23 protein-coding genes, 4 pseudogenes and 1 CRISPR repeat array are annotated in these 25,245 nt (G+C 68.2%); of the genes and pseudogenes, 10 read left to right on the plus strand and 17 right to left on the minus strand.

What is annotated here, in order from left to right; all coding sequences use genetic code 11:
• Positions 1–242: 242 nt before the first annotated feature.
• Together J7E91_RS12745 and J7E91_RS12755 are read right to left on the minus strand one after the other, a co-directional pair.
• Complete coding sequence (locus J7E91_RS12745) at positions 243–665, minus strand: DUF6003 family protein (RefSeq protein ID WP_214902297.1); 423 nt, start codon at positions 663–665, stop codon at positions 243–245.
• An 842-nt stretch (positions 666–1,507) separates the two neighbouring features.
• The gene (locus J7E91_RS12755) at positions 1,508–1,678 is read right to left on the minus strand and encodes a CsbD family protein (protein WP_374224684.1); all 171 of its coding nucleotides are present in this window, start codon (positions 1,676–1,678) and stop codon (positions 1,508–1,510) included.
• Positions 1,679–2,039: 361 nt separating this feature from the next.
• On the opposite strand from J7E91_RS12755, the gene J7E91_RS12760 reads away from it, so the two are divergent.
• From J7E91_RS12760 to J7E91_RS35860, 8 genes and pseudogenes are all read left to right on the plus strand, one after another.
• Positions 2,040–3,230 carry a PP2C family protein-serine/threonine phosphatase gene (locus J7E91_RS12760; RefSeq protein WP_214902299.1) on the plus strand — a complete coding sequence of 397 codons (1,191 nt, stop codon included), beginning with the start codon at positions 2,040–2,042 and terminating at the stop codon, positions 3,228–3,230.
• A gap of 428 nt (positions 3,231–3,658) precedes the next feature.
• Positions 3,659–4,450 (plus strand): STAS domain-containing protein, encoded by a 792-nt coding sequence (locus J7E91_RS12765; RefSeq protein ID WP_308376452.1) that lies wholly within the window; start codon positions 3,659–3,661, stop codon positions 4,448–4,450.
• Positions 4,447–4,857: an STAS domain-containing protein gene (locus J7E91_RS12770; RefSeq protein ID WP_214902302.1), complete on the plus strand. Its 411-nt coding sequence runs from the start codon at positions 4,447–4,449 to the stop codon at positions 4,855–4,857. Before J7E91_RS12765 ends, J7E91_RS12770 begins: the two co-directional genes overlap by 4 nt.
• A gap of 109 nt (positions 4,858–4,966) precedes the next feature.
• Entirely contained in the window at positions 4,967–5,353 is a 387-nt protein-coding gene (locus J7E91_RS12775) for an ATP-binding protein (RefSeq protein WP_308376453.1), read from the plus strand.
• Complete coding sequence (locus tag J7E91_RS12780; protein WP_308376454.1) at positions 5,350–6,360, plus strand: SpoIIE family protein phosphatase; 1,011 nt, start codon at positions 5,350–5,352, stop codon at positions 6,358–6,360. The genes J7E91_RS12775 and J7E91_RS12780 overlap by 4 nt, the downstream gene beginning before the upstream one ends.
• Positions 6,357–7,634: a PP2C family protein-serine/threonine phosphatase gene (locus J7E91_RS12785; RefSeq protein WP_214902308.1), complete on the plus strand. Its 1,278-nt coding sequence runs from the start codon at positions 6,357–6,359 to the stop codon at positions 7,632–7,634. The genes J7E91_RS12780 and J7E91_RS12785 overlap by 4 nt, the downstream gene beginning before the upstream one ends.
• Before the next feature lie 203 nt (positions 7,635–7,837).
• Positions 7,838–8,338 carry a MarR family winged helix-turn-helix transcriptional regulator gene (locus J7E91_RS12790; RefSeq protein WP_214902311.1) on the plus strand — a complete coding sequence of 167 codons (501 nt, stop codon included), beginning with the start codon at positions 7,838–7,840 and terminating at the stop codon, positions 8,336–8,338.
• Positions 8,339–8,550: 212 nt separating this feature from the next.
• Positions 8,551–8,705 (plus strand): annotated as a pseudogene (locus J7E91_RS35860) (IS5/IS1182 family transposase); the annotation flags it as partial.
• Positions 8,706–8,815: 110 nt separating this feature from the next.
• Here J7E91_RS35860 and J7E91_RS12795 read toward each other — a convergent pair.
• The 5 genes from J7E91_RS12795 to J7E91_RS12815 form a co-directional block, all read right to left on the minus strand.
• Complete coding sequence (locus J7E91_RS12795; RefSeq protein ID WP_214902313.1) at positions 8,816–9,289, minus strand: MarR family winged helix-turn-helix transcriptional regulator; 474 nt, start codon at positions 9,287–9,289, stop codon at positions 8,816–8,818.
• A gap of 544 nt (positions 9,290–9,833) precedes the next feature.
• Positions 9,834–10,268, minus strand: a complete 435-nt coding sequence (locus tag J7E91_RS12800) for an ATP-binding protein (protein ID WP_214902316.1) — start codon at positions 10,266–10,268, stop codon at positions 9,834–9,836.
• Between the two features lie 217 nt (positions 10,269–10,485).
• On the minus strand, positions 10,486–11,418 hold the full coding sequence (locus tag J7E91_RS12805) for an IS5 family transposase (protein ID WP_308376462.1): 933 nt from the start codon (positions 11,416–11,418) through the stop codon (positions 10,486–10,488).
• A gap of 64 nt (positions 11,419–11,482) precedes the next feature.
• The gene (locus J7E91_RS12810; RefSeq protein ID WP_214902322.1) at positions 11,483–12,349 is read right to left on the minus strand and encodes an AraC family transcriptional regulator; all 867 of its coding nucleotides are present in this window, start codon (positions 12,347–12,349) and stop codon (positions 11,483–11,485) included.
• Between the two features lie 111 nt (positions 12,350–12,460).
• Positions 12,461–13,627: a winged helix DNA-binding domain-containing protein gene (locus J7E91_RS12815; RefSeq protein ID WP_214902324.1), complete on the minus strand. Its 1,167-nt coding sequence runs from the start codon at positions 13,625–13,627 to the stop codon at positions 12,461–12,463.
• Positions 13,628–13,771: 144 nt separating this feature from the next.
• Here J7E91_RS12815 and J7E91_RS12820 point away from each other — a divergent pair, with 144 nt between their 5' ends.
• Positions 13,772–14,050, plus strand: coding sequence for a hypothetical protein (locus J7E91_RS12820; RefSeq protein ID WP_214902327.1), 279 nt, complete (start codon positions 13,772–13,774; stop codon positions 14,048–14,050).
• On the opposite strand, the gene J7E91_RS12825 is transcribed toward J7E91_RS12820, so the two are convergent.
• Positions 14,042–14,188 carry a hypothetical protein gene (locus J7E91_RS12825; RefSeq protein WP_214902330.1) on the minus strand — a complete coding sequence of 49 codons (147 nt, stop codon included), beginning with the start codon at positions 14,186–14,188 and terminating at the stop codon, positions 14,042–14,044. The genes J7E91_RS12820 and J7E91_RS12825 overlap by 9 nt on opposite strands.
• Before the next feature lie 127 nt (positions 14,189–14,315).
• On the opposite strand from J7E91_RS12825, the pseudogene J7E91_RS12830 reads away from it, so the two are divergent.
• Positions 14,316–14,597 (plus strand): annotated as a pseudogene (locus tag J7E91_RS12830) (transposase); the annotation flags it as partial.
• Here J7E91_RS12830 and J7E91_RS12835 read toward each other — a convergent pair.
• From J7E91_RS12835 to casB, 9 genes and pseudogenes are all read right to left on the minus strand, one after another.
• The gene (locus J7E91_RS12835) at positions 14,586–15,455 is read right to left on the minus strand and encodes a creatininase family protein (RefSeq protein ID WP_214902333.1); all 870 of its coding nucleotides are present in this window, start codon (positions 15,453–15,455) and stop codon (positions 14,586–14,588) included. The pseudogene J7E91_RS12830 and the gene J7E91_RS12835 overlap by 12 nt on opposite strands.
• 209 nt (positions 15,456–15,664) lie before the next feature.
• Positions 15,665–16,755 (minus strand): annotated as a pseudogene (locus tag J7E91_RS12840) (IS630 family transposase).
• Positions 16,756–17,228: 473 nt separating this feature from the next.
• Positions 17,229–17,480 (minus strand): annotated as a pseudogene (locus J7E91_RS12845) (CorA family divalent cation transporter); the annotation flags it as partial.
• Positions 17,481–17,703: 223 nt separating this feature from the next.
• Positions 17,704–19,953: a CRISPR direct-repeat array (repeat unit 29 nt; unit sequence CGGTCCACCCCCGCTCGCGCGGGAACACC).
• 18 nt (positions 19,954–19,971) lie between these two features.
• Positions 19,972–20,277 carry a type I-E CRISPR-associated endoribonuclease Cas2e gene (gene cas2e, locus J7E91_RS12850; RefSeq protein ID WP_374224685.1) on the minus strand — a complete coding sequence of 102 codons (306 nt, stop codon included), beginning with the start codon at positions 20,275–20,277 and terminating at the stop codon, positions 19,972–19,974.
• Between the two features lie 67 nt (positions 20,278–20,344).
• On the minus strand, positions 20,345–21,304 hold the full coding sequence (cas1e, locus tag J7E91_RS12855) for a type I-E CRISPR-associated endonuclease Cas1e (protein WP_251015593.1): 960 nt from the start codon (positions 21,302–21,304) through the stop codon (positions 20,345–20,347).
• A gap of 141 nt (positions 21,305–21,445) precedes the next feature.
• Positions 21,446–22,174 carry a type I-E CRISPR-associated protein Cas6/Cse3/CasE gene (locus J7E91_RS12860; RefSeq protein ID WP_214902353.1) on the minus strand — a complete coding sequence of 243 codons (729 nt, stop codon included), beginning with the start codon at positions 22,172–22,174 and terminating at the stop codon, positions 21,446–21,448.
• The gene (gene cas5e, locus J7E91_RS12865) at positions 22,171–23,076 is read right to left on the minus strand and encodes a type I-E CRISPR-associated protein Cas5/CasD (protein ID WP_214902356.1); all 906 of its coding nucleotides are present in this window, start codon (positions 23,074–23,076) and stop codon (positions 22,171–22,173) included. Before cas5e ends, J7E91_RS12860 begins: the two co-directional genes overlap by 4 nt.
• Complete coding sequence (gene cas7e, locus J7E91_RS12870; protein WP_214902359.1) at positions 23,073–24,260, minus strand: type I-E CRISPR-associated protein Cas7/Cse4/CasC; 1,188 nt, start codon at positions 24,258–24,260, stop codon at positions 23,073–23,075. Before cas7e ends, cas5e begins: the two co-directional genes overlap by 4 nt.
• A 177-nt stretch (positions 24,261–24,437) precedes the next feature.
• Entirely contained in the window at positions 24,438–25,190 is a 753-nt protein-coding gene (gene casB / locus J7E91_RS12875; protein WP_214902362.1) for a type I-E CRISPR-associated protein Cse2/CasB, read from the minus strand.
• Positions 25,191–25,245: the final 55 nt, after the last annotated feature.

Genomic DNA, 25,245 nt, shown 5'->3' on the forward strand with positions numbered 1-25,245 from the left:
CCACATGATCCGCCGGACAGGCCCTAGAGCGTCACTGGGACAGTGCACGCCGCTGTAGATGCGGGAGAAGGCAACCGACGCAGCCGGCACGGGTTCCGCCCCCGGCCAGGAGCGCGTGGTCACCCGCTCGAACACTGACCGGTCGACCGTGCTCATCACACGCCGCCCCGGCCCCTCGGCAAACGCCGATCAGGTCCCCCGTGGGTGCGGCTCGTGACGTCCAGACGGTGTCGCGGGCAAGGTCAGACGGTCATCCGACCGATGTCCTGGGGATCCAGGCCGGTCAACTGGACGATGCGCGGCGCGGGAATCCCGGCAGTCAGAGCCCGGTGCACGAGAGCCTGCCAGTCCTGAGTCGTCTCCCGGAATTCCAAGAGCTCACTTTCCATGTCCGTGACGGACTGAGGCGCACACTCCTGCTGGACCCGCAACGCTTCCTCCTCGCCCAACGGCACAGGCAGGCGCTCCGCGTCCTCGGGGATAAACGCCTTCGCCTCGGCGGGAAGGATCCGGACCTGCTCAGAGGAGGCCGAGACGCCGTGGGCCTGTAGCCAGCCGTGAACGGCGGGGGTTTCCGTGCACTCCAGAACGCCGACGGCAGCCAGAGCTGCCCCCAGGCGAGGATGCCGGTCAGGAAGAAGAAACAGGTAAGCGTCATCGGCCATCGCGTGGAATCGCCTTCTCGATCGGACATCAGCGGCGCATTGATGCTAGCGCTCCTGTGCTGTGCTGATTCCCACTCTCATCCAGCCGGCTACACCCGCCAGCGGGAGAAGCGAGCTGAGGCAGAGGCTTGACGAGGTCCGGGTCATCACAGCTCGCGCGGCAAAGCGGTGACCGGTGGACCAGAAGCGGCACTCTCATGGGTGAGCGTCACTCGGGGAGAGAGCCGGACAGGCGAAAACGATGCAGCGTTGGAGCTATCAACACCCCTGCGGAGCCTGCCGCTTCCGCCGAAACCGGTGCAAGGGACAGTCGTAGGCATACTCCGCCAGCAGTGCGAGGGCGGGCACCACGTCGTAACCCCCCCACACCTTCGTCATTTGAACTTGCTTCCGGAGATCTACCGGAAGTCCGCGCCGCAGCACCAGAACAGCGGGGCGAGCGTCAGCAATGTTCTGCCGGTAGAACCACACCTTGTGAACGCGGGCGCCGGAACGCCCCGGGCAGGCCGCGCAAGCGCCCAGACAGCGTCGCCGCAGACAAGTCGCGGAGCCGGCGGCCACCGGGTTCGACAGCGAGCGGTACAAGAAACGCAACGTCGTCGAGCGGGCGATCAGCAAGCTGAAGCAGTGCCGAGCTGTGGCGACCCGCTACGGCAAGCGCGGCTATGGCTTCCTCGGCACCGTCACCGCCGCGGCGGTCATCATCTGGCTCCGAACATGAACGGCCGGACAAGGTCCTAGTTGCTTGCCGCTTCTCACTGACCCTGGCGAGGGCCGCGAGCCATGTGTCAGGGCCCGGCAGAGGAGTTTGCCGGGCCCTGACTGAACGCACAAACCGAGCGTCAGTGCTTGAAGACGTCCTTGATCTTTTCCTTCGCCTGACGTGCATCGCCCTTTGCCTGCTCGGCCCGGCCCTCGGCTTCCATCGACTCGTTGCCGACTGCCCCGCCGGCAACCTCCTTCGTCTTGCCCTTGGCCTGCTCGACCTTGGCCTCGGCCTTCTCGTCCGCCACAGCACTCACGTCCTTCCGTTCAGGCAAGTGGACGTCCTACATGTGACCGCTGCTGCGCCTGGCAAACGCACGTCACTGGATAGGGCAGGGGGCACGCCCAGCCGGGAGATACGCCGACGAACGGCGGCCGTCCCCACCCTGTGGTTCTCAGCCGCCGATGACAGCGGGCCGCATGGCACACCCCCTGCCTGCGTGCTGCCCCCGGTAGGGTGCACATTTGCCGTGTGGCAATAGTTTGGTCTGGTTCCTGTGGTCGTAGGAGGTCCCCAAGGGGGCAACTGTCGGGATTAAGGCAGGCGCCCGCCCTCGTTCCGGCGCAGGTCCTGCCTAAAATGTCCGATCTGCCTTAATTGTCGACGAAATGGTTTCTATCGTGACGAACTTTCTGGCTGCGGGACGCGCAGTGCGCACTGCGGCCCCCCATGCGCTCTTCGACGCGATGCGAGCCGCACTGATCGAGTTCTATGAGGCCCTGGAGGTCGACCTGTTGATGGCCGACTACGGTCTCACGTGCCTGCAGCCGGTGACGGCCTTGCCTCATACGTCGCAGCCGTTGTCGGCCGAATCGAGCCCGGAAGGCCGCGCGTTCGGGAGCCAGGAGCCGTTCGGGCAGTATGCGGCTCAAGGCGGGGCCGTGGATCTGCATCTGCCAGTGACCGTACGCGGGGACAGGCTCGGCATCCTGACTGTGCGCCTGCCCAAACGCAGATGCACGCCCGACACCGTTGAGGAACTGACCGAGCTTGCTGAACTGCTCGGGCATGAGATCGTCGTCGCCGAGCGCGACACCGACCTGTATCTGCAGGCTCGGCGTGCCAGCCGTCTCACCTTGGCATCGGAGATGCAGTGGCAACTGCTGCCGGCCCGGGCCTGCAAGCGGCCCGAGTATGCGATCGGCGCTCAGCTGGAACCTGCCTACGACATCCACGGCGACAACTTCGACTGGTCGTCCTCGGCCGAGAGTCTCACTCTCAGCGTGACCAACGGCATGGGGGAGGGGATCGAGGCGTCCCTGCTCACCAATTTGGCCGTCAACGCCTTGCGCAACGCCCGTAGGGCCGGCATCGACATCGCGGATCAGGCAGCCCTGGCCGACCAGGCTGTATATGCGCAGCACCGCGGAGCGCAATACGTCTCCACTCTCATCCTGTCCTTCGAACTGGCCACCGGTCGCGGGCAGGTGGTGGATGCTGGATCGCCCCAACTGTGGCGGCAGAGAGACAAACTCGTAGAGCACGTCGCCTTCGAGGCTCAGCTCCCGTTGGGCATGTTCGAGGAGACCGCCTATGTGGCCCAGGACTTCCAGGCAGTGCCGGGCGACCGCCTGATCTTCGTCAGCGACGGGGTCTACTCGGCTGTCTCCGGCGCCGGCGAGGCGTACGGGGAGCGGGCTCTGGCGCGGGCCATCCAGGCCGTGAGCCTGTTGCCGGCCGCTGCCGTGCCGCGGGCGCTCCTGCAGGAACTGGCCTCCTACCGCGACGCGGAGGCTGAAGACGACGCGCTGGTCCTGTGCCTGGACTGGTTTGGCCGCGCCGATCCATCCTCGAGCTGAGTCGCCGCCTCGGTCCTTCCCGCGACGGAAGGGCGGGCTCGCTGCCGTGCAAGAGGCAGAGCGCCGCCTTCGTCGCCTCCCGGTTGCCCAGTGGGGCCGGCCGACAGCTCCGGGGTCCGACGTGCCTCGCGGGCTCAGGCCGCGCTGATCGCCGAAGGAGCCCCACATCGCTGTGACGGGCGGCTGGTGCTCTCGGCGCAAGCTCGTGCGTGAGGTTCCCCCGCATGCAGGCGGCTGGTCGGCACTGCTGAGACCAAAGGGCCTCTGACCAGCAGTTTCGCCCCTTGTCGACCTAGCCTCACGGTTCGCGATCGAGCCGCTTCCCATAGACGTGTGCCACGTGCTTATATTTGCCACATGGCAACAATCGAACTGAGTGGCGCGCCCGTCCGGGCGTTGCCTGCGGCAGTTCGCGAAGGGGAGTGCGGGTGACTGGCAGTGAGATGGCGGCGCGTAAGTGCGTCGTCGGTGCCATGGAGGGCCGCGTCGATGAGATAGCGGACCGGTGGGTGCAGCTCCAGATGGAGCAGGGCGCAGTCCATACGGGCATGCGGGAGAGTGAGCTGCGCGAGGAGGCGGACGCCCTGGTTGCCGCTGTCGCTGCTGGGCTGGAAAGCCCCCTGCCGGTTGAGCGCATCGTGACCTCCTATGCCGATCTCCAACGTGCGGTCGCCCAGCTCTCCTTGCGCCGAGCCAGAGGCGGGGAGAGTCCCACCGCCACGTCACTGCTCATCAACCAGCTCCTGGACGCGGCCGGTGCGCTCTCCTTCGACACCTATGTCGAGGGGCGCGAGGAGATCATCCGCAGGCAGAGCAGGCAGCTGCTGGAGTTGTCGACTCCGGTGGTGCGGCTCTGGCGGCAGGTTCTGGGCGTACCGCTCATCGGCACTCTCGACACGGCACGCACGCAGGTGGTGATGGAGAACCTGCTTCAGGCCATCCAGGACCAAGAGGCGACGGTCGCCATCATCGACATCACCGGTGTGCCGACCGTGGACACCGCGGTGGCGCAGCACCTGATGCAGACCGTCAACGCCGTACGGCTGATGGGGGCGGACTGCATCATCAGCGGTATCCGGCCGCCGATCGCGCAGACCATCGCGCAGCTCGGCATCGACCTGTCCACCATCATGACCCGGGCCACCCTCGCCGACGCCCTGTCCGAAGCCATCAAGCTCACCGCCGGCCCGCTGCCTGTGGCCGCGCCGGCGCCGCGATGAGCGGGCGAGCGTCCACGGGCGTTCCCATCCTGCGCCTGGGCGACGTCCTGATCACCGGGCTGCTCAACGAGCTGGACGACAAGACCGCTCTCGCGTTCACGGACGATCTCACCGAGCGGATTTCCACGGACCGGGCACGCGGAGTCCTCATCGACATCTCCCGGCTCGAGATCATCGATTCGTTCGTGGCACGCACCTTGATGGACCTGACCACGATGGCCAGGCTCCTGGGAGCACGGGTGATCGTCGCCGGAATGCGACCACCCGTCGCGATCACCCTCGTCGAACTGGGCATCGAACTCGTCGGCGTGGAAACCGCCCTCAACGCCGAACTGGGCATGACCGCCCTGGGCTGGCATCAAAGTTCGCAGCCCCCGGAAGGGGCCCGACATGACGCAATTCGTTAAGCCAACGACCTCCGCCGGCACTCCTCCTGCCCCTGCCCCTGCCCCTGCCCCTGCCTCCGCCGCGCACCGCGCCACGCCCGACGGCGCTCCGACAGAACCCACCACTCGGGTGCCATTGACCACCGAGGAAGACCTCCTCGCGGTCCGGCATGCGGTACGGGCGGCCACCCTCGCCGTCGGCTTCGGCATCGTCGATCAGACACGGGTCGTGACGGCCACCAGCGAGCTGGCACGCAACGCCTACATCCACGGCGGTGGAGGCGTCCTGACCATCGAGTTCCCGCACCGGCATGGTGTGAAGGGGGTGCGGCTGACCATAAGCGACGACGGGCCGGGCATCGCCGATCTCGACTCCGCCCTGATCGACGGCTTCACCACCGGCGCGGGACTCGGCCACGGGCTGGGCGGCGCCCGTCGGCTCATGGACGACTTCGAGGTACACACCCAGCCCGGCGCGGGGACGACAGTGATCACTACGCGCTGGGCGCACCGGTGACACGCACGGTCGCCAGGCCGACCGCAGTCGTGCGTATCGACCACTCCAGTGCCATCCAGCTGGCCGCGGACGTGGCCCGCTCGTGCGCCGAGCAGTGCGAACTGCCCGGCGCGATGCCCGACCAGGCCGCGGTCCTCGCCTCTGAACTCGCCAGCAACCTCGACAAGCACGCCACGGGCGGCGCCCTGTATGTCCAGCAACTGTCCCTCGGCGCCGGCCTGGAGATCCTCACCGCAGACCGAGGCCCGGGCATGCACGACCTGCAACGCTGCCTCACCGACGGCTACACCACCACCGGCACCCTGGGCGCCGGCCTGGGAGCGGTCAGCCGGATAGCGACCGAACTCACCATCCGCACCGAGGCCGGTACCGGCACCCTGGTCTCCGCCCGCCTCACCCTGCCCGGCCAGCCTCGCCTGGCGCGGAACACGGGGTTCCTTTGCCTGCCCGCCGACGGCGAACGAGAGTGCGGCGACACCGGCGCGATCGTAGAGAACGACAACATCCGCACCGCGATCGTCATCGACGGGCTAGGACACGGGCCCCAGGCTGCCGAAGTCGCCCAGATCGCGCTACGCGCTTTCCTCACCGCATCGCATCAGCCGCTGCCCCAGTTGATGACCGTGCTCCACAGAGCACTGCGCCACTCCCGGGGAGCAGCCGTCGGCCTCCTGCGCCTGCACGCCGACCACGCGCAGTACTGCGGCATAGGCAACGTCCGCACGCTGGCGTTCTCTTCTCGCGGCGTGGACCACCGACTGACCGGCCAGCCAGGCATCGTCGGCTGGAAGATGCCAAACCCCAAGGCCCACAGCATTCCGCTCGCCCCAGGTACCACCGCCGTGCTGCACACCGACGGCATCAACGCCCAATGGGCCCACGCCCCCTCACACTTCATGCTGCGCCTGCCACCCCCTCTGCTGGCCGCAGCGCTCGCCCACGGCCACCGCTCCAGCCGAGACGACGCCACCGTCCTGTGCGTCCAGGCACACCAGGAATCTCGATGACAGGCCACCCCTTTCACACCATGGCGCCGCTGCGCCGGGCCGTGCGCCGCCTCGCACGCGCATACCGGCTCCCACCAGACGTCAGAGCCCGCCTCGTGCTGTCAGTCGCCGACCTGGCCGAAGACGAACTGCAAGCGGGCCGCCCCGTCACTCTGCACACCGCCCAAGAAGCGGGGACTGATGCGGACTCCTATGTCCTGGCTGTGACACTGCGATCCCCGCAGGCATCTGGCACCCTCACCGCAGCAGGCATGCCGCTGCCCGCCACGAACTCGTCCCCCAACTCCGTGACCTGGAGATTCACCGTCTTGGTACCGCCAGAGGCGCCGTTGTCCAACAGCCTTCCGGACGACATCGACAGCCGACGCGACCCGTGGCCGGACCGAACCCCATGGACGGAAACACAGGCCATCGAGGAAGAGCTGCGCACAGCCTTCGCCCAGACCGACGCGCTCGGCGCCGAACACCGGCGCCTCAAGCACGAACTCGCCGAGACCAACGCCGGCGTCCTCGCGCTCTACGTACAACTCGAAGAACGCGACGAACAGCTTCGACGAGCACACGGCCAGATCCTGCAGGAACTCGAAGACGCATTGCGCCCCCCGCCGCTGAGCATCGAAGGGCTCGAGCTCGCGGTCCATTACGAACCCGCCGACCCCAACGCCCCCACCGGCGGCGACCTCTACGACTGGTTCACCCTGCCCGACGGCACCCTGCACATCACCGTGGTCGACGCACTCGGACACGGACTGGGCAGCACCCGCAGCGCCCTCAACGTGACCCATGCCGTGCGCGTCCTGGCCCTCGAAGGCCATCCCCTGCAGTCGATCCTGGCCCGCACCCACGAGATCCTCATGCCCCTCGCCCCCGACCTCATGGCAACGGCCCTCCTGGCCCGGCTGGACCCGGCGACCGGAAAGCTGCAACTGGCCAACGGCGGCCACCCTCCCGCGCTTCTGGTCCCGACCGACGGTGAAGCCCGCTACCTCGAGGCGAAGGGAAGAGGCATCGGCTTCCCGCTGCCGGGAAGCGAGCAGATCCTGCACACCGACCTCCGCCCGGGCGACCTCCTCATCCTCTACACCGACGGTCTCACCGAAAGCCGCAGAGACCCCATCGAAGGCGAGCAACGTCTCATTGAGGCGGCGCGCCGGCACGCGGCAAGACCGCTGGCTGAAATCCCCAGCTCCCTAGCGGCCGAGATGCGCTCAGTGGTCCTTCACCCCGACGACACCCTCGCCCTGGCCATCCGTGTCCCCAGGAACGGTCCGTAATGCGGTTCGCTTCGCGATCCGGTACCACGGTGCCACCTGACGGACGCGCAGGAGTGGGCGTACCAAGTGAGGAGGAGCGGCCGCCCAGCCGCAGCCAGAAGCCGGGCGTGCAAGGCGGCCACGAGGCAGCGGTGGCACGAGCCATAGGCTTGGTGAATTGGCGGGAGCTGACAAACCACTCTCACGGGTGAGAGAGTGGTCCCATGCCCCGCACTCTGCATTCCGCTCACCATGAACAAGTGGCTCACGCCGCATGCGCGGTGTCGGAACTCGTGGAGCTGCTCTGGGGACGTGGGCAGGAAGCTGCACCGTCCGGCCCACTCTCGCCTTCTCAGCTACGCGCCCTCACGGCCCTCGCAGGGCAGGAGGGTGCCAATCTGCGCGCGCTGGGCGAGGTACTCGGGACGCGACCGTCATCCGTCAGCCGCCTGTGCGACCGCCTGGAAGCGGCCGGGCTCCTTGAGCGATATCCGAGCACGACCAGCCGCAGAGAGATCGAAGTGCGCCTTAGCCGACGCGGACGCGCAGTCCTCGCCGAGTCCCGTGCGTCTCGGGCGCGTGAGGTCGAAACGGTGCTCCAGGAGATGACTCCGGCAAAATTGGCCGCACTGGCCGAAGGCCTGGAAGCCTTCCAGGCCGCCGCCGCACACCTCGGCCTTCCCGTCGAAACAACCGGCCACGAGCGCTCGGCGGACATCGCCTAGCACCTGCCCTACCGAGTTGATGCGGCTTCCCGGCCCCGCCCCGCAGCACGGCTCACGCCCTCCCACACCCCCATCAGAAACGTCGAGCCCAATCGTTGCTACGCGGCCAGTATTGCCATAGCGCAACGATTGGGTCCAGGTCGGAGTGCCTGGCCAGGGCGTGCTCCGTGAGCCCGGCGACCCAAGCACCCTCACCCGCAGCGAGGGGTGGCACGCTCTACGGACGCCACCGGCTGTGGTCCGCAGACGGGACGTGGGAGCGACTGCTCCAGCAGGTCCAGGTCCAGGCCGACGCCGCGGGCGACATCGACTGGACATCTCGGTCGACTCCGCTGTCGTGCGGGCGCATCAACACGCCGCCGACGCCCGCACCGATTCAAACCGGTGCAGGAGAAGATCCGCGTCCCGAGGATCGGGCCGGGCAGACCCCCAGCAGCCCTCGTCATCTGGCTCCGGACATGATCGACCGGACAAGTCCTAATCCCGTTCCCGGTCGTTCTCAGCGAGCTGAGCAGCCTTCGAGAAGGCCAGCAATCCGGTCAGGAGGCGCGTACGTTCAGCTGACGGCATACGGCTGAGTACATCAGCGAACAGTGCGTATCGGCGGCCGAGTAGAGCATCGATCAGCTCGTGCCCCGCTACAGTCAACACCAGTCCGATCTCCCGCCGACTCGTGCGGCCGGGCTCGCGGCGCAACAGGCCGGCTGCTTCGAGGCGATCGCACAGCCTGCTGACCGCAGGCGGAGCAGCGCCGACTTCATCGGCCAGCCCGGTGAGGTTGATATTGGGCCTGCGTCTCGTGGCCAGCAGTGCTTCCCATTGGAGCGCGGACAGCCGGGGCGACGAGACCTGCGAAGCCTGTGACCATGCGGCGACCACAGCTTCCGCAGCCTCAGACACCTGGACCGACAGGTCGTGCAGGGGGTCCTCGGATGGTCCCGCGCGGTCCATACGGCCGTCACTCCCATGAACAGTTGTGCACCCCTGCAGGAGGCTGACGCTCTCGCGGCACGCATCGGGCGAATCTAATACTTGTCGTCTGCCCGCTCTGCCGAAAGTATCCCTGCCAAAGCGTCGTACTTGCTGCAATGTCGCAGCCGAAGGCGAGACGATTGAGCCGACTGGCCCCGAAGCTGAGTTTTAGGCTGCGCACACGTGATCGTCCTGCCATGAGCGGCCGGTGTCTCACAGCGGATCTCCCCGGCAGCTGGCGTTCTCGACGAGCCAGCCGTCCATCCGTCGGTTGCCTGGCACCGGCCTCAGCACGTTGAGAACTGGGTGCATGACGTACCGCCAAGGCAGTCAACGGGATACAGCCCCGCCGCCACCTGAGTTGATCGCCGCGCTGCGACGAATCTTCTTCGGCCGGCACGGTCGCGGGAAGGGTTCCGCCGACTGATGCGTCGTAGGTGCCCCCTTGTGCCCCGGTGCCGACCACGAATGCATTCCGTAGTGCCGGGGTGTCGCCCGTTGTCGCTCTGCAACAACACCGCGGCTACTCTGCCGATTGGCCAGCGGGCCTGGCGATGTGGGCGTTGATTGTCTTGCCGGTGCCAGAGCCGGGCGTGATGGTCACGCTGTTGGTCAGGCGGCGGACCATGTGCCAGCCGAAGCCTCCGCTGCCGCCATTCAGGTCAGGGGTGACCTCACGTGGAGGCGCGGGGTTGGGGTCGCTGACCGCGACGGTCACCGCGTCCCGGTCGGCGGACAGTTCAAGGGTGTAGCGGCCGCCGCCGTGACGCAGGGAGTTGGTGACGAGTTCGGACACCACAAGGACGAACGTGCCGGCCACGTCCGCTCCCAGTGCCGGATTGAGGCTGTCGGCGAAGGTGCGGGCGATCTCGCGGGCCTGTCGGATGTCAGCCGCGCTGTCGCCCATCACCATCACCCGATGCGAGGCAACCGTGTTGGTGATCTTTGTGTCGTTCATGCACGTACACCCCACCTGGATCGGTTGTACCGCTTTGCAGACCGGTTAGCGTGCCCGCCCAAGCGGCTTCCACACGGGGGCGGCAGAATCCCCGCTCCTCTAACGGAAGGAAATCTGCCGTGGCGGTAGTAGACATTGGTGTTTGGTCGGGTAGGGTTTCGTTCGTAGCCAGGACAGCAAGTGAGGCGCGGCAGGGACGAACTGCCGCGCATGCAGTTCAAGCGAGTTGTGGCACGGCAGCGGAACCTGAGGGCCGGATGCGCCAGGGTCCTCGGGTTGGCTGCCGGGCCGGACGGCCCAAAGGGGCCGCGAGCAGTCCCGCAGTTCCAGCAGTACGACAGATTGATCGCAAGGAAGGGAAGGCAGACGCCATCAGGATCGCCCGGGCGAGGAACAGTCCGCCCGGGTACCGAAGACCCCGGAAGGCAGGTGGTCCCCGGTCACGCATCCGCGATCCCCGCACTCCCGCCCGTCCCCCTGGCGGAGATGCGGACACAAGAAGCCGGCCCAGAAGTAGCCGGTAGATGGTTGCTTTCCCGGGCCCCTGGTGCCATGTGGCACCAGGGGCCCGGCACGTGTTCTGCAAGAGGGGCCCGGCGGACCCGGACGGCGAGCGCGGCTGACCCGGAATTACAGAGGGTGTGCCCTCCTGCAGGAGGCCACACCCCAGGAACTTCGCCCAAGGCACGCCCCTCGGGTGTCTGGGCTTTTCAGTTCCCCCAGCCACGGCCTTGCCGTGATCGTCCGGCCACGTCGCCAGCCCGTCAGGAGGCGTCCGGTCCAGCTCGGCAGCTGCCCGTTTGCGGGCCCCAGCAGCGTGCTGATGGGCCCGGCAGATGGTGGAGTCGACCGAGACCTCCGACTTGATATGTCCGGCCGCATCGGCTTTGACCTGGAGGTTCAAGACCATGGCCCAGGTGCCGTCGATCTGCCAGCGCTGGAACATCGTGTACGCGCTCTGCCAGGGCCCGTACCGCTCGGGCACGTCCCGCCATGGTGAGCCGGTTCGCGCCCGCCACCAGATCCGGTCGAAGACCTGCCGCTGGTCCCTCGGCGGTCGGACCGTGCTCGCTGCCTGCGGCAACAGCGGCTGCAGCAGCGCCCATTGGCGGTCTGTCAGATCGCCGCGAACATCCCGAGATCGTTCCACGATTTTGATCAACGTCTGCAGCGCGCGGCGGCTCAGGACCGCCGCGCGCTATTGGTCAGACCGTTCAGACCGTTGTCCGCTCCACGGGGATCCACAGCTCTGCGTCCGCCTGTGTCCCATCCTGTGACAGTCGGGTCCGCAGGATCTCGGGCCCCGGTCGGCTCTGGTAGGGATTGGACGGGAACCACTGCGTGAACACGTCCCGCCACAGGTACTGGAGCGTCTGCGGAAACGGCCCAGAGCTCTCGAAGACGGCCCATGTCCCGGCCGAGACGGTGAGCGCGTCCATGTCCTCGGGCACCGCGGCGCGGGTCACCACGCCGTGGTAGTAGTCGAGTTCGGTTCCCTCGGCGCGGCTTTCGTCCAGATTGTCACTCACCGAGATGATCCCCGCCGGCTCCTGATCGGACAAGCCCTCGATGCGCTGCAGCGTCTCCTGGCCGATCTCCCGGATGAAGGTGGCGATGGCCGGGTTCACCCCCTCATGCACGAGCGGGACACGCGCCTTCCTGCCGACCACACGGAATTCGTCCTTCTCCACGACCTTGTACTGCATGCTGCTACTCCCTTCGACGATGAGGCGGAAGGACATCCGTGGCTGGGACTGCAGACTCGCGCCAGTGCGCCTGACCTCGCCGGGACCGACGCCGTGCATGACGCGGAACGCACGCGCGAACGCCTCCCCCGAGGTGTAGCCGTAACGCACCGCGACCTCCAGCAGCGTCCGCTCCCCGCCCAGCACCTCGGCACCCGCGACCGTCAGCCGCCTGCGCCGGATGTACTCCGAGAGCGGAATCCCCGCCAACGCGGAGAACAGCCGCCGGAAGTGATACTCCGACGTCACCACGATCCGCGCCAGGTCGGCCACCTCGATCCGCTGATCAAGGTGGCACTCGATGTGCTCCATGGCCTGGTTCAGCCGCTCCAGCACCCCGGCCTCCTTCCCTTTCGATCACTCACGTTAGGAAGGAACCACCCTGCCGGACCCGACATCCTGTGCCCGGTCCGGTCGGGTACGTCAGGCGCCGTGATCACATCTCAATTAGACGGCGAGTCGGCGTTCGAGGGGGGTTCGGTAGCAGGGGGTGACGCGGGTTGTGCCGAGGAAGGTGGTGAGGCGGGCGGTTTCGGTTTCGATGGCGGTTCGAGCTTTGCTGCCGGGGTCGGTGAGCAGGTGGTGGTTGATGCTGCCGTCGGGGCGTTGGGCCCAGGCGCCGATAATGTGGCCGTCTGCCCAGATGGTTGGGCTGATGTTGCCGTTGCGGTCGAACAGGGCGCTGGTGTGGTCGGGGTTGAGGTACCAGTCGCGATGGCGCCAGCCCATGGGGGTGGGATCGAGTCCGGGCAGCAGGGCCACCCATGGTTCCGGCTCGGCGGCAGGTTCCAGGCCTTCGGGCAGGAGGTAGCCGGTGCCTTCATTGAGATCGACGGCTTCGGCGCCGGTGGCTGCGATGGCCTTGCGGGTGTCGGTCAGCGTCCAGCCCGTCCACCATTTCAGGTCCGCTTCGGTGACGGGGCCGAAGGCGGCGAGGTAGGCGCGGGCGAGGGTGGCCTTCGCCTCGGCCGTGGGCAGGGCGGGCAGGGGTTCTGCCAGGGCCCAGCGGAATTGGGCGGAGGTCCAATTGCCGACGGGACGGGCGCGGCGGACGCGGCCCTCGGCGGCGAGGGAGCCCAGGACGGTGGCGCAGACGCGCTGGCGGGACTCGTAGGGCTTGCCGGGGAAGGTGACGATCTGCTCGCGCAGGGCGGGGACGGCGTCCGCGAGTTCGGCGGCGGTCACCTCGCCCCGCGAGGCGAGGACGGCCAGGGCGGCGTTCTCGGCCGCGGTGTAGCGGTGCTCGTCCCAGCCGGCGGCCTGGTGGAGTCGGTCGATGGCGGCGGCGCGGTCGCGGTAGGTGTCCTTGCCGGTTGCCGTCTGGATAGCGGGCGCGAGGTGGGCGGGGATGACGAACATCGTGCGGCGCATGCACCGTATGCGCGCCAGGGTCCGTTCCTCGTACAGGGCCCCTTCCACCGTCGCGGCGTCCGGTTCGGTCATGCGGGCGGCGGCGGCCAGGAACACGGTTGCCGGGTCGGTGGCGTGCAGGCCGATGAGTGCGTCGGTGACCTCCTGCGGTGTCTTCACCCGCGCTGAGGCGGCCAGCAGGTGCCGGCTCCCGAGGCGGGCGCGGCGCTCGGCCGCGGTTACACGGCGGCGGAAGGAGGTCATGAGGCGGCTCCAGAAGCAAGGATGGCGGAAGAAGGAGAGTGGCGGGTCCGTGCAGCGTCCTGCCTCCGGGCGTTGCCGGGCTGGCGGGTTCCTTGTCGGTGCGCCGGTGTCTGCCAGAGGTCAGCGGACGACCTTGATGTTGAAGTGCTCGTTGCCCAGGACGCGGACGAGGCTGAGGTAGAGGGGCTGGATCATCTCGGTGGCGGGGGCGGTGGTGATGTCGCCCAGGTCGATGATGTCCGACCAGCCGTAGGCGGTCAGGAGCTCGGTGGCCTGTTTCTTCGCGTGGGTGTCGTTGCCGCTGAGGAAGAGGGGGTGGTCGGTGACGACCTTGGTGTCGGGGAAGGCGCGCTGGATCTGCTCGCCGAGGCTGTCGGTGTTGACGGGGTCGAGGATGGATGCGGGTACCCCTGGTCAGGGTGAGGGCATGGGGTGGGCGACGGGGGTGGTGAAGTCGTTCGGGGTGGCGGTGTCGATGAGGACCTTGCCGGCAAGGTGATGGGCGCCCGCGGTGTTCAGCGCGTCGAGTGAGGCGCCGCCGGCCGTCGCGTTGAACAGCAACTCGAACTGCGATCTTCATGCTGTCTCCTCTTCCTTCGCCGGCCCCGGCGGAGGTGGTGGCCACGGTGAGCGCAGCCCTGCCGGTCCCGGCAGGGCTGCGCGGCAGATCGGTTACCCCAGGCAGGTCGGCAGGCCGAGGACGACGCCGGATGTGGTCCTGGCGGACAAGGCGTACTCGTCCCGCGCGATCCGCCGCCACCTGCGTCGGCGTGGGATCCGGGCGGTGATCCCGCAGCCTGCAGACCAGGCCGCCAACCGCAAACGACTCGGCTCGAAGGGCGGCAGGCCACCAGGCCACCATGCTTCGATCGTGAGGCGTACAAACCTGGCCACTCGCTACGACAAGGCCGCGACCGTCTACCTTGCTGGGCTCCACATCGGTGCCATTTTCATCTGGTCAGCGAGGTGATCCCAAAGCAGCGTCCTGCACGCCCCTTGCTTGAGCGGTGAGCGAGCTGGTCACGGTATTGGCCATGGCATGGGCCATGCGCTGGTAGAAGCGCCATAGGAACGGGTCGCGGGGGCTGGGTGCGCCAAAGTAGCCCTGCGGCGTCACTCTGCGGGCGTGTTCGCCGCCTTTTCGCCATTCAGCCAGGTCCGCCGGCCCGAGACCCGTCGGCTGAAGTTGGGTCATGGCATCGTAATCGACGAGCTCAGGGAACCAGCGCATCATCAGCGCGCTCTCGATCTCTTCGGCATGGACACCGAGTTCACCGGTCAGTTCCAGGCCCTCGAACAGCGGCTGCATGGCGAACGTGGCCAGAGCGGGTGTCTTCGCCGCCTCGCCCAGCCGGTCAGCGATGAAGTCGGGCTCGATGAGGACGACTCCCGTGCTGCCCTCCTCGCGTCGGGCTGTCACGACGTCAAGGAGCATCCGATTGTGAGCGATGTCGCCCTGATGGTTGATTACGAAGATGTGCCGGAACCCGTCTGTGGCGAGCGATTCCATGATGTCGAAGTGCAATGCGGCCGCAGTCTCCGGGCGTGTGCGGAACGTCCCGGCAAAGGCACCGGAAACCTGATTGACGCCCCAAAACACAGGCGGAGCAATCAGCGCCGGTACCTGGTGCCGGTCGAGCTCGTCCTTCACCATCCGGCACAGCTGGTAGGCGCCGTAGGCGTCGGTGCCCAGCGGCAGATGGGGGCCGTGCTGCTCGATGACACCTGTAGGCAGCAGGACGCATGTGCCCGCGGCGGCCGCCGCCTCCACCTGTGGGTATGTGAGGTCGGCCATCGTCCCGGCGAAGACCGAGTATCCGCTGTGCATGTACTTCCCCCGTACTCAATGTCCTGACCGGCCTGACCACCGATCATGATCATTTTCGCCAGGACACGCAGCCGCTCACGAGCGGCACCTACACCGGAAATCACGCCTGTGCCTTGTAGGGAGGTCACAAATGGCCTCCGACGGGCCCCCTCCGGACTCCGCCTGTCGGCACCTTCATCTGGTCCGCACGGTGATCCGAAGGAAACGGCCTAGTGACCTGAGTCAGAGATTCGTCGGCAGTAGGCGGCGACTTTGTCGAGGATCTCGTCGGCGGTCTTGGTCCAGATGAAGGGCCGTGGGTGGTCGTTCCAGTCGGCGAGCCAGGTTCGGATGTCGCGTTCGAGGGCTTGGACGGAGCGGTGGACACCTCGCTTGAGTTTCTTCTGTGTGAGCTCGGCGAACCACCGCTCCACCAGGTTCAGCCACGACGAACTGGTCGGCGTGAAGTGCAGATGGAAGCGTGGGTGGGCCAGCAGCCACTGCTTGATGGCGGGTGTCTTGTGGGTGACGTAGTTGTCGAGGATGAGGTGCACGTCGAGGTCGGCGGGGACTTCCCTGTCGAGCTTGGCGAGGAACTTCTTGAACTCGACAGCCCGGTGCCTGCGGTGGAGAGAGCCGATCACTTTGCCGGTGGCGACTTCCAGAGCGGCAAACAGGGTGGTGGTGCCGACGCGTATGTAGTCGTGGCTTCGGCGTTCGGGGATGCCGGGCACCATCGGCAGGACGGGCTGGGACCGGTCCAGGGCCTGTATCTGCGACTTCTCGTCCACGCAGAGCACCAGGGCCTTCTCCGGCGGGTCGAGGTAGAGACCCACGACGTCACGGACCTTGTCGATGAACAACGGGTCCGTGGACAGCTTGAACGTCTGTGACCGGTGCGGGGCCAGGGCGAACGCCCGCCAGATCCGCGAGACCGCGGACTGCGACATGCCCGTGGCCGCCGCCATGGACCTGGTCGACCAGTGTGCCGCGTTCTTCGGTTTCTCCTCCAGCGTCTTGACGATGACCCGCTCGACATCGGCGTCGGTGATCTTCCGTGGGACACCGGGCCTGGGTTCGTCGGACAGGCCCTCCAAGCCACGTTCGAGGAAACGCCGCCGCCAGGTGCGGACCGTGTCCGCAGTGACATGCAGCCGACGTGACACCTCATGCTGGAGTGTCCCTCGGCGCACTCCAGCACGATCCGCGACCGCTGAGCCAAAGCCTGGGCTGTCGTACGGCGACGCACCCAGCCCTCCAGCACAGCCCGTTGGGCATCGGTCACCGACAACGGCGGAATCTTCGGACCCGGACGACTCATACCCAACCAACGATGAATCTCCGACTCAGGTCACTAGTCCGGTGGGCGGAGGGCGGTACGCACACGGCGGACAACGTGCAGTTGCTGTGCGAGGTCCCGATCGCCGTGCCGACGCCGGCCCCCACCCTGAGGCCGCGACGGCGCCTCCGCAACGGGAGGTGTGGCCACTGGCGACCGCGCAGCGGGTGCGGTTTCGGTTCCCATCGGCCTTCCCGGGTGTGTGTGGTGCCCGGTGAAGCAGTCGACAGCATCTGAGGCGGCTGCCATACGGGGTTGGCAGACACTCTTAGTGACGGGCTGCGGCGGCGGGGCGGTACGAATCGAGCCGTGCGAGAGGTGCGGAACAGCAGGTGAGGGGAACGATGGCCCGCTCCCCAGCGCGGCGCATTCTCCCCAGATTCCCCCCGGGCATCGGAACAGACCTCTGGGAGTGTTCGCTGCTGTGAAGTCGATCAGCGCATCCGCCGTGCTGCCTACAGCCAGTCGCGCTTCTTGAAGATTACGTACAGGCTCGTACACACCACCGCCATCAGCAGGATCGCGAAGGGGTAGCCGGACGCCCAGTGCAGCTCCGGCATGTGGTCGAAGTTCATGCCGTAGATGGTTCCCACGAGTGTGGGTGCAAACAGGATGGCGGCCCACGACGAGATCTTCTTGAAGTCGTCGCCCCCGTGGGGCTGACCTGCGGAAATCAGTCGGTGAGGCGCTGTGACCTGCTGCGATAAGTCTTTCCCATGCTTTCACCGGACTGTCCGTTTACGCGGTCGATTCTCCCCAGGCGCTCCCCAGCGGGGCTTCATTCTCCCCAGATTCTCCCCAGGGAGGGCCGCACTTGAGGGGTATCACCGCTGGTGACAGGCGCCCTCCCGGCAAGGCTGGGGGCTACGCACCGTATCGGAAGGGCGACTTCGCCGGGAAGCTGCGCGGTGTGTTCGGCAAAGCACCGAGGGCGGTCCCCCCGCTCGCGCGGGAACACGCCGGTGTCCGTGCTGGTGGACTGACGCCGCACCGGTCCACCCCCGCCCGCGCGGGAAAACCGCCGAGGACAGGCGGGAGGAGCGCTCCACCAGCGGTCCACCCCCGCTCGCGCGGGAACACCACGGCCGAGACCCACCCCATCGACGGCGACGACGGTCCACCCCGCTCGCGCGGGAACACCGCGGTGTACCCGGCGAGGACCCACAGTGCGAACGGTCCACCCCCGCTCGCGCGGGAACACTCTGAAGCCGGTCAACGGCCCCTACGGCACGCGCGGTCCCCCCGCTCGCGCGGGAACACCTCGTACTGCTCCTCACCGAGCATGGCGCGGGCCGGTCCACCCCCGCTCGCGCGGGAACACCATCCGGGACCAGGCCGCACGCGCCCGAGCCGCCGGTCCACCCCCGCTCGCGCGGGAACACCGTGTTCGCCTATCTCGCCCAGGCGGATCAGCAGGGTCCACCCCCGCTCGCGCGGGAACACCCCTGTCGGGCCGCCGTCGGGGCCCGTCCATCGCGGTCCACCCCCGCTCGCGCGGGAACACCACGGGGCCCCCGACGCCGTTGTTGGCGAGCATCGGTCCACCCCCGCTCGCGCGGGAACACCACGTACTGCTGCCGGTAGCGGCCCATGTCGCGCGGTCCACCCCCGCTCGCGCGGGAACACCCTCCCTCGGTGCGGACGAGTGGGGCATCGTTGCGGTCCACCCCCGCTCGCGCGGGAACACCGTCAGCCAGCTGCTTCGCGGCAGCTGCAGCGGCGGTCCACCCCCGCTCGCGCGGGAACACCACGGACCAGCGCATCACCAGCCTGTCCCAGGACGGTCCACCCCCGCTCGCGCGGGAACACCGCGCCCGAGGTGTCGACGTCGATGCGGGCGCGCGGTCCACCCCCGCTCGCGCGGGAACACCCGTGTCGGCGCCGAGGCCGCTTCTGGCGGCGGCGGTCCACCCCCGCTCGCGCGGGAACACCTTCGCGGCCTCGGCCGCTGCGCTGAATCCGGTCGGTCCACCCCCGCTCGCGCGGGAACACCTCTCACGTCATCGCCCGCGAACTTTTCGCCGACGGTCCACCCCCGCTCGCGCGGGAACACCCATGGTGGGGGGCGTCTCCGCTCCTCCGGCAGCGGTCCACCCCCGCTCGCGCGGGAACACCGTGGTCGTCGGCGGTCATCCCGGCTGCCCGGCCGGTCCACCCCCGCTCGCGCGGGAACACCGGGCGGCGGCCGCCGTGTGGGGAGTTCGCAGGCGGTCCACCCCCGCTCGCGCGGGAACACCTCGCGGAGCATGATGTTCACGCGGGTCGTGATCGGTCCACCCCCGCTCGCGCGGGAACACCTCGGTGTCGCGGGGGTGCGGGGTACCTGTGGCCGGTCCACCCCCGCTCGCGCGGGAACACCATCCGCTGGGCGCTCACTGGAACCTCGCCGTCCGGTCCACCCCCGCTCGCGCGGGAACACCCCCTGGACGATCGCCCAGCGCAGTACGGTGGTCGGTCCACCCCCGCTCGCGCAGGTCCACCCCCGCTCGCGCGGGAACACCGGACTCGGGGATCCGGCCGTGGCCACGTGCCATGGGTGGACGGTCCACCCCCGCTCGCGCGGGAACACCGCAGTGCCACGGTTCCGCGAGGGGAAGTTCGACGGTCCACCCCCGCTCGCGCGGGAACACCGCCGCCGCCCTGATGGCCCCCGAAGGACACTGCGGTCCACCCCCGCTCGCGCGGGAACACCACGAACGTGCCGCCCAGGATCCGGCGTTTGTCCGGTCCACCCCCGCTCGCGCGGGAACACCGCCCGCGAGCCCAGCACCCGGGCGACCGCGGCCGGTCCACCCCCGCTCGCGCGGGAACACCGACAAGGCATGCGCGAACTCCTCCCGCGCCCGCGGTCCACCCCCGCTCGCGCGGGAACACCTCGACCAGGCGCAGCAGCACCGCCAGCTCCACCGGTCCACCCCCGCTCGCGCGGGAACACCACGTTCGCCGACGCTGCCGTCATGCCCCTCGACGGTCCACCCCCGCTCGCGCGGGAACACCCCCGTGGAACACCCGGACGGGAAGCACGACCACGGTCCACCCCCGCTCGCGCGGGAACACCCAGTAGGTGCTCCTGGAGTTCCAGGGCTATGTCGGTCCACCCCCGCTCGCGCGGGAACACCGTCGTCGTGCTGGTTCCTCATGCGGTTTTTTCCGGTCCACCCCCGCTCGCGCGGGAACACCCCTTCGCGACCTGGGCTTCTACGAAGGGTTTGCCGTTTCTTGGTATTCCTCTGGGCGGAAGGCGATAAGGGTAATACCGTCGAAATCGACAGGGATGCGGCGGCGTTCTCCCGCTGTTTTGAGCGTGAACCCCTGTTCGTTGGAGTCCGGGTAGATCAGGACTGCGGCGCCGTCTGTGAGGGAGTCGCTCACTACCGCCCATAAGGCTTCGCGCACGCGGGCGGACAGGGTTCCGACATACATGCCGGGCGTTGGTTCGATCAGCCAGCGGGTGAGGGCTCCGCGGACATGTTCCGGGACGGCCGTGGTGTGAAGGACGGTCATTGAGGGCATCTTTCACCGGCTTCGGCTTCAGTGGTGGGGGCGTGGGCTGTGGGCGAGGCTCGCTGTCCTACGTCGTATCGTCGTCTGTATCAGGCTCGCTCTGACTGTCTGTGGCGAGGTTCGCGTAGTTCGTGCCTGCGGGAACTGAACCCACTTCGGGATCCCAGAGACTGACCATGGCCACTGCGTGGCCGTCCGGCAGCGGTTCCACCTCGGCGGGGGCGAGGAGGGACTGCACGTCGCGCACGATGCGCGGGAGCAGCTTGTAGAGGCGTAGCTCTTCGCGGAAGCCGCGTCTTGCCATCGCCTCCGGGTAGGGGGAGTCGTGCAGGGAGAAAGCCAAGGGGATGGTCAGCTCGGCCTTGTAGAGATCGGCAATGTCGTACACAAAGGCGAGCTGCTTTCCCTGGTGCACAAAGCCCAGTGCGGGTGAGCAGCCGAGCGCGGTCAGGGCGGCGTGCACGATGCCGTAGAGGCAGGTGTTCGCGGAGGAGAGAGCCAGGTTGACCGGGTCTTGCTCGGACCAGGCGGCTGGGTCGTAGTTGCGCCGGAAGCGGCCGATGCGATGCTGCTGTGCGAGTGCCTTGTACAGGGCTTTGACGCGTTGTCCCTCAAGGCCGCGCAGTTGTTCCACTTTCGTGGTGGGGGGTACGGCCATGTCGAAGCGTGAAAGATACATCTGCCTGGCGACCGAGAGGCGCCGTTCAGGGTCGCTCCATTGATGTACCTGGTGTTCCAGCCACCGCGTCGTCAGGGCATCCGACGTGGTCGCCGAGTAGCAGCGGACGCCGCCGGATCCGGTGCATACCACCGTGGTTCCGTGCCGGGCGAACGTGGCCATCGCGGGTTGCGTGATGGAAGTACCGGGGCCGAGCAGGAGGCAGGAGAGCGCTGACGTAGGAAGGTATACGCGCGTGATCTCCCCTTCTGCTGAGGTGGTCTCGGCGCAGACTCCGGTGTCGTCCTGGACGATGCGCACGATGTCCGCGTACAGGAAGGACAGTGAGTCCCCCACGCGCGGCAGCATGGCGAGTGTGGGCTTGGCGATGCGGGCGCGCGCCGAGCCGGGCCGGTATGCCGACTGCTTTTTGGGGTTCGCGGGTGTGCCCTTGTCCTTTCCCTCGCCGGGGGTGGCCACAACGCCGTTGGCTGCGGACATGCCGGCCTCCTAGACCTGGTTCGGGGCGAGACTCAACAGCCCGCAGCCGTAAGACTTGCTGCGCCCGACACCGTGGAGGAGTGCGTGGCGCAGTGCCTCCGGGTCTCGCACGGTGGCCGACCCCTCGAACAGGGTCGTCGCGCGTGGGATGCGCCGGGGGGCCTGTTTGCCGTCGGGTGGCGTGGTGCCTTTGGGAAGGTGCCGTGAGGTGAGTCCGTCGGAGGGAGAGGGAAGCAGCGTGTGGAGGTTGAGGCCGGCTGCTTCTGCGCGCGTGGCCCACCACTGGTCGGCCTCCTCACCGTGCAGGGGAACGACCTGCTTCCACTTGCCGGCTGTGCTGTTGGGCCCGCAGCGGCGCACGGTGTTGGCGAGCAACCGGTAGCGGATGGCGAGGCCGGGGCGGAGCGCCTCGAACATGGGCCTCATGTCCTTGACGGCGGCGGACCGCGAATAGCCCGCGGGGAGACGGCTGGGGTCGGGGGCCAGACGGCTCTGGACAAGCAGGACGGTGGGCCCGACACCGTCCGTGTCCAGCCGGAAGAGCGCACCGGCGCGTGCGCGGGGCGCCTCGCCGAGACCGTCCGGTACCAGGGACATGACGCGCCGGTGCAGAGCCGAGGCGTCACGGAGGTCGCGCTGCACCTCCCGGTGTCCCGGGTCCAGCAGCAGGCGGAGCAGCCAGGCGTGAGCGTGTGCCGCGCCCTCTGCCTCCGGTACGGGGGAGAGGCCGGTGGTCATGAGCGCTTCCCTTCGGGCATGACGGGCATGACGGGTGTGACGGGCAAGTCGGGTGAGGCGGGGTTGAGGTACTCGTCAAGTGCCCGCAAGTACGCGGCGCCGTACCCCTTGCAGTTCTGGGCGGGCAGCATGCGGTGCGCGGTGTACACCGGGCGGGCGCGGTGGATGCGGTCGCGTGCGGTGAGCCGAACCGGCTCGTCGTTGAGGGTTGTTGACACCGAGGAGGAGCCGCTTCCCCAGGAGCCGTTCGAGGGAAAGGGGGTGTCGGACACGAACCCAACCGAGACTTGAGCAGCCGGGGAGGTTGCCGTCGGCCCTCCTCGGGTGCCTGCCGGGAGCTTTCTGGCCAGCGGAACGGCACAGAGTTCGGCCAGTGGATCCGCGGACTCGGCGCGCAGCAACAGTGAAGCGCCAGGCGGGCAGGAACGGCGCCCCATATGGAGGGGCCAGCGAGGATGGGCCAGTGCTTCGGCGCACGTCGCCAGCAGATCATCGGCCGCTCCTGGTGCTGCCGTCACCGCCACGGTGAAGAAGGCGTCCGCGAGGTAGTGGCGGTGGGAGACGAGAGTGGCGGCTTCGGCCTTGCGGCGGCCCCCTTTGGCAGTGGGAAGGGTGCGGTGCGCCGGATATCCGCCTCCCACTGTGTGGAAGTCCCGCAGGCGGGTGCCAGGCCGGTCCACTCGAACGGTGAAGCGTAGTGCGCGCAAGGAGGCGAAGGCGGTCGGCGTCGAGTCGGGAGGGCCGTCGACGGCCTCCGCCCTTGGAATGCCGCGAGCCGAGGCGAGCATGCCGATCAGCCCTGAGCGTGTTGGATACGCCATGGTGTCCCGGTCGTTGAAGGCGCTGTGCTCACCCCAGGACTGGAGGGGTCCGCCGAGCTGGAGGAGGAAGCCGTTGTTCACGACTGCTCCCGCTCGGCTGCAGCTCCGGGCTCGGGGTAGATCCGGGCGAGTGCGTCGCTGACCAATCCTGCGTACGAGTCGGCCTGCTCGCCCAGCCCCTCCAGGGGTTTGGCCATCACTCCCGCATGCGCGCTGTGGACGATTCCGGAGCTCCCCAGCAGCTTTTCGACCCGGAACGCGTACTCGCTGAGGGCGGTCCGTGAGGGCCCCGCCCAGCCTTCGGTCGTAGCGCGGACGGGCTCCTCGAAGGCGGCGGCGAAGGAGACAGGACGGTCGGCGCGTACGGCGATGTGGACGAGGTCGGGCACGGTGTGTGGCGCCGTGGAGGTCTTCTTCGCAGAGGGAAGGCTGTTCAGGAAGGCCGTGGCGAAGGCTTCGGCGAGGATACGGGCGGTCGCCGGCTCGGGGACGTTGCGGGTCAGGTCGTCGAGGTCGAGGGTCGCGTAACGGTAGAACACGCCGCTGCTGTATTCGCCGGTGTTCATGTGACCGCTGCCCGCATCGGTCGCCCACTGCTCGGCGTCGTCCACCGCGGTGAAGAAGTCCGCCTGGACAGAGGTGCTGTGTGTGGTGAAGGCGTGCGCCACTTGTACCGCTCCGTCGACCCCTGCCCCGGGGATCTCCGCGAGCATCCGCCCGAACAACGCGATGGAGCCGTTGCGGGAGCGCAGTACCTCATGCACCCGGTCCTTGGGCAGTAGCGGCTTCTTCTCGGCGGCCTTGTTCCCCAGAGCCTTTTCCAGCGCGGGGCGGTGCTCCTCCGCCAGGGCGGCGAGGACGCCTGCGGCCGAGTCGGGGAGGAAAAGGAGAGACGCCGTGGTCCGGTCGCCGTCGTCCAGGGCGAGTTTCGTCTCGGCGGACCGGATGATCTGGGCGCCGGCGAGCTCGGCGAGCTCCGCGGGCCAGCCCTTGTCCTCGCGCAGCAGGTGGGCGACCTGCTGCGGCAGACGCCGGGTGCGCAGAGCTCGCTCGCCGATGCTCGCCTCGGCGGCTTGCCGGGTGGGGCGCTTCCACGCCTGGCTGGAGACCCTGGTGCGTGTCGTACCACCGAACATGACGGTCTTCGGTGAACCGAGATCATCTCGGTTGACGTTACTGAAGGGCAGGGTCTGCAACACGTGCAGGTCGAGGAAGCGGGGCGTCTGCCGGGAGTCAATCGTCGTCCGGGAGGTCGGCTCGGGCATGTGGTTCTTCCGTTCGTGGGAGTGGCCGGGGTGGGGCAGTGTGGTGGGTCGAGCAGTAGGGCTGGTGGGAGGGGCGGTCGGTGCGGGCGCGGTACTTTGAGCAGGCGCCCGTGTGCCGGTGGGCCTGTAGTGGCCGGCCAGCACGTACATGTCGCCCCTGGCTTGCCGGGGGAGTGGTCAGTTGTTTGATTCCTGGGCGCGGCGCAGGGTCCGGTAGTAGCTCTCCAGCCACTCGACGACGACGTCTTCTTGCCAACGTTCCCAGCGCAGAAGGTCGTTGAGCAGTCGGCTGTAGTCGACGGGAACTCCGGCGGAACCGAGCAAGCGCAGGACGCCCGGGAGCATCCGATGCAGCCCGTCGCTGTCTTGGCGGACCATGAGGTGGAGGCGTGACTCCGCGCCGTTTGCCTTGATGCCTTCCCCCTGACGGGCGACTGCCAGGGCGAGGCTCTCACCGAGGTTCTTCCGTCGGCCCTGATGAGACATGCCCGAGGCGGGTACGTCCCCGGCGTGCTGCGCGGGCGGCTTCCCGGTGGCGGGCTCGTCGGCGGCCCGCCGCGTATCGGTCGCGGTCTCCGTGATCTGGGCCGCCTCGCCCTCTGACTCCTGCGCCGCGAGACGTTCCGCTGAGGGCCTGGCGGCGATGAGCGCAGCCACCGTGTAGTAGGCGCGGCGCCGTGCTCCTCGCACGCCGTAGGGGAGAAGCCCCGGACGCATGAGAGCGGCATGGGTGCGGGCCGGCACTTCCTCAGGGTCCCGGCCCAGGGCCCGACGTAGGGCCTGCTGTGTGCCAGGCGCGCCGCAGGCGTCGCGCACCGCCTTGACGAACTCGTCGTACTCCTTGAGCCTGGGGCTGCCGCCCGGTGACAGCTGATCGTTGGCCGGGGGCGGCTCCGTGTCCGTACGTGGCGACGGTGCCTGAGTGCTCATGGATGTCTTCTTCCTATTTGGGAAAGACCAGTGCCTGCCGGGACTGCGCCGGATG

The sequence above is a fragment of the Streptomyces sp. ISL-99 genome (genome assembly GCF_018614005.1).
In the GTDB taxonomy this organism is placed as follows: domain Bacteria; phylum Actinomycetota; class Actinomycetes; order Streptomycetales; family Streptomycetaceae; genus Streptomyces; species Streptomyces flavidovirens.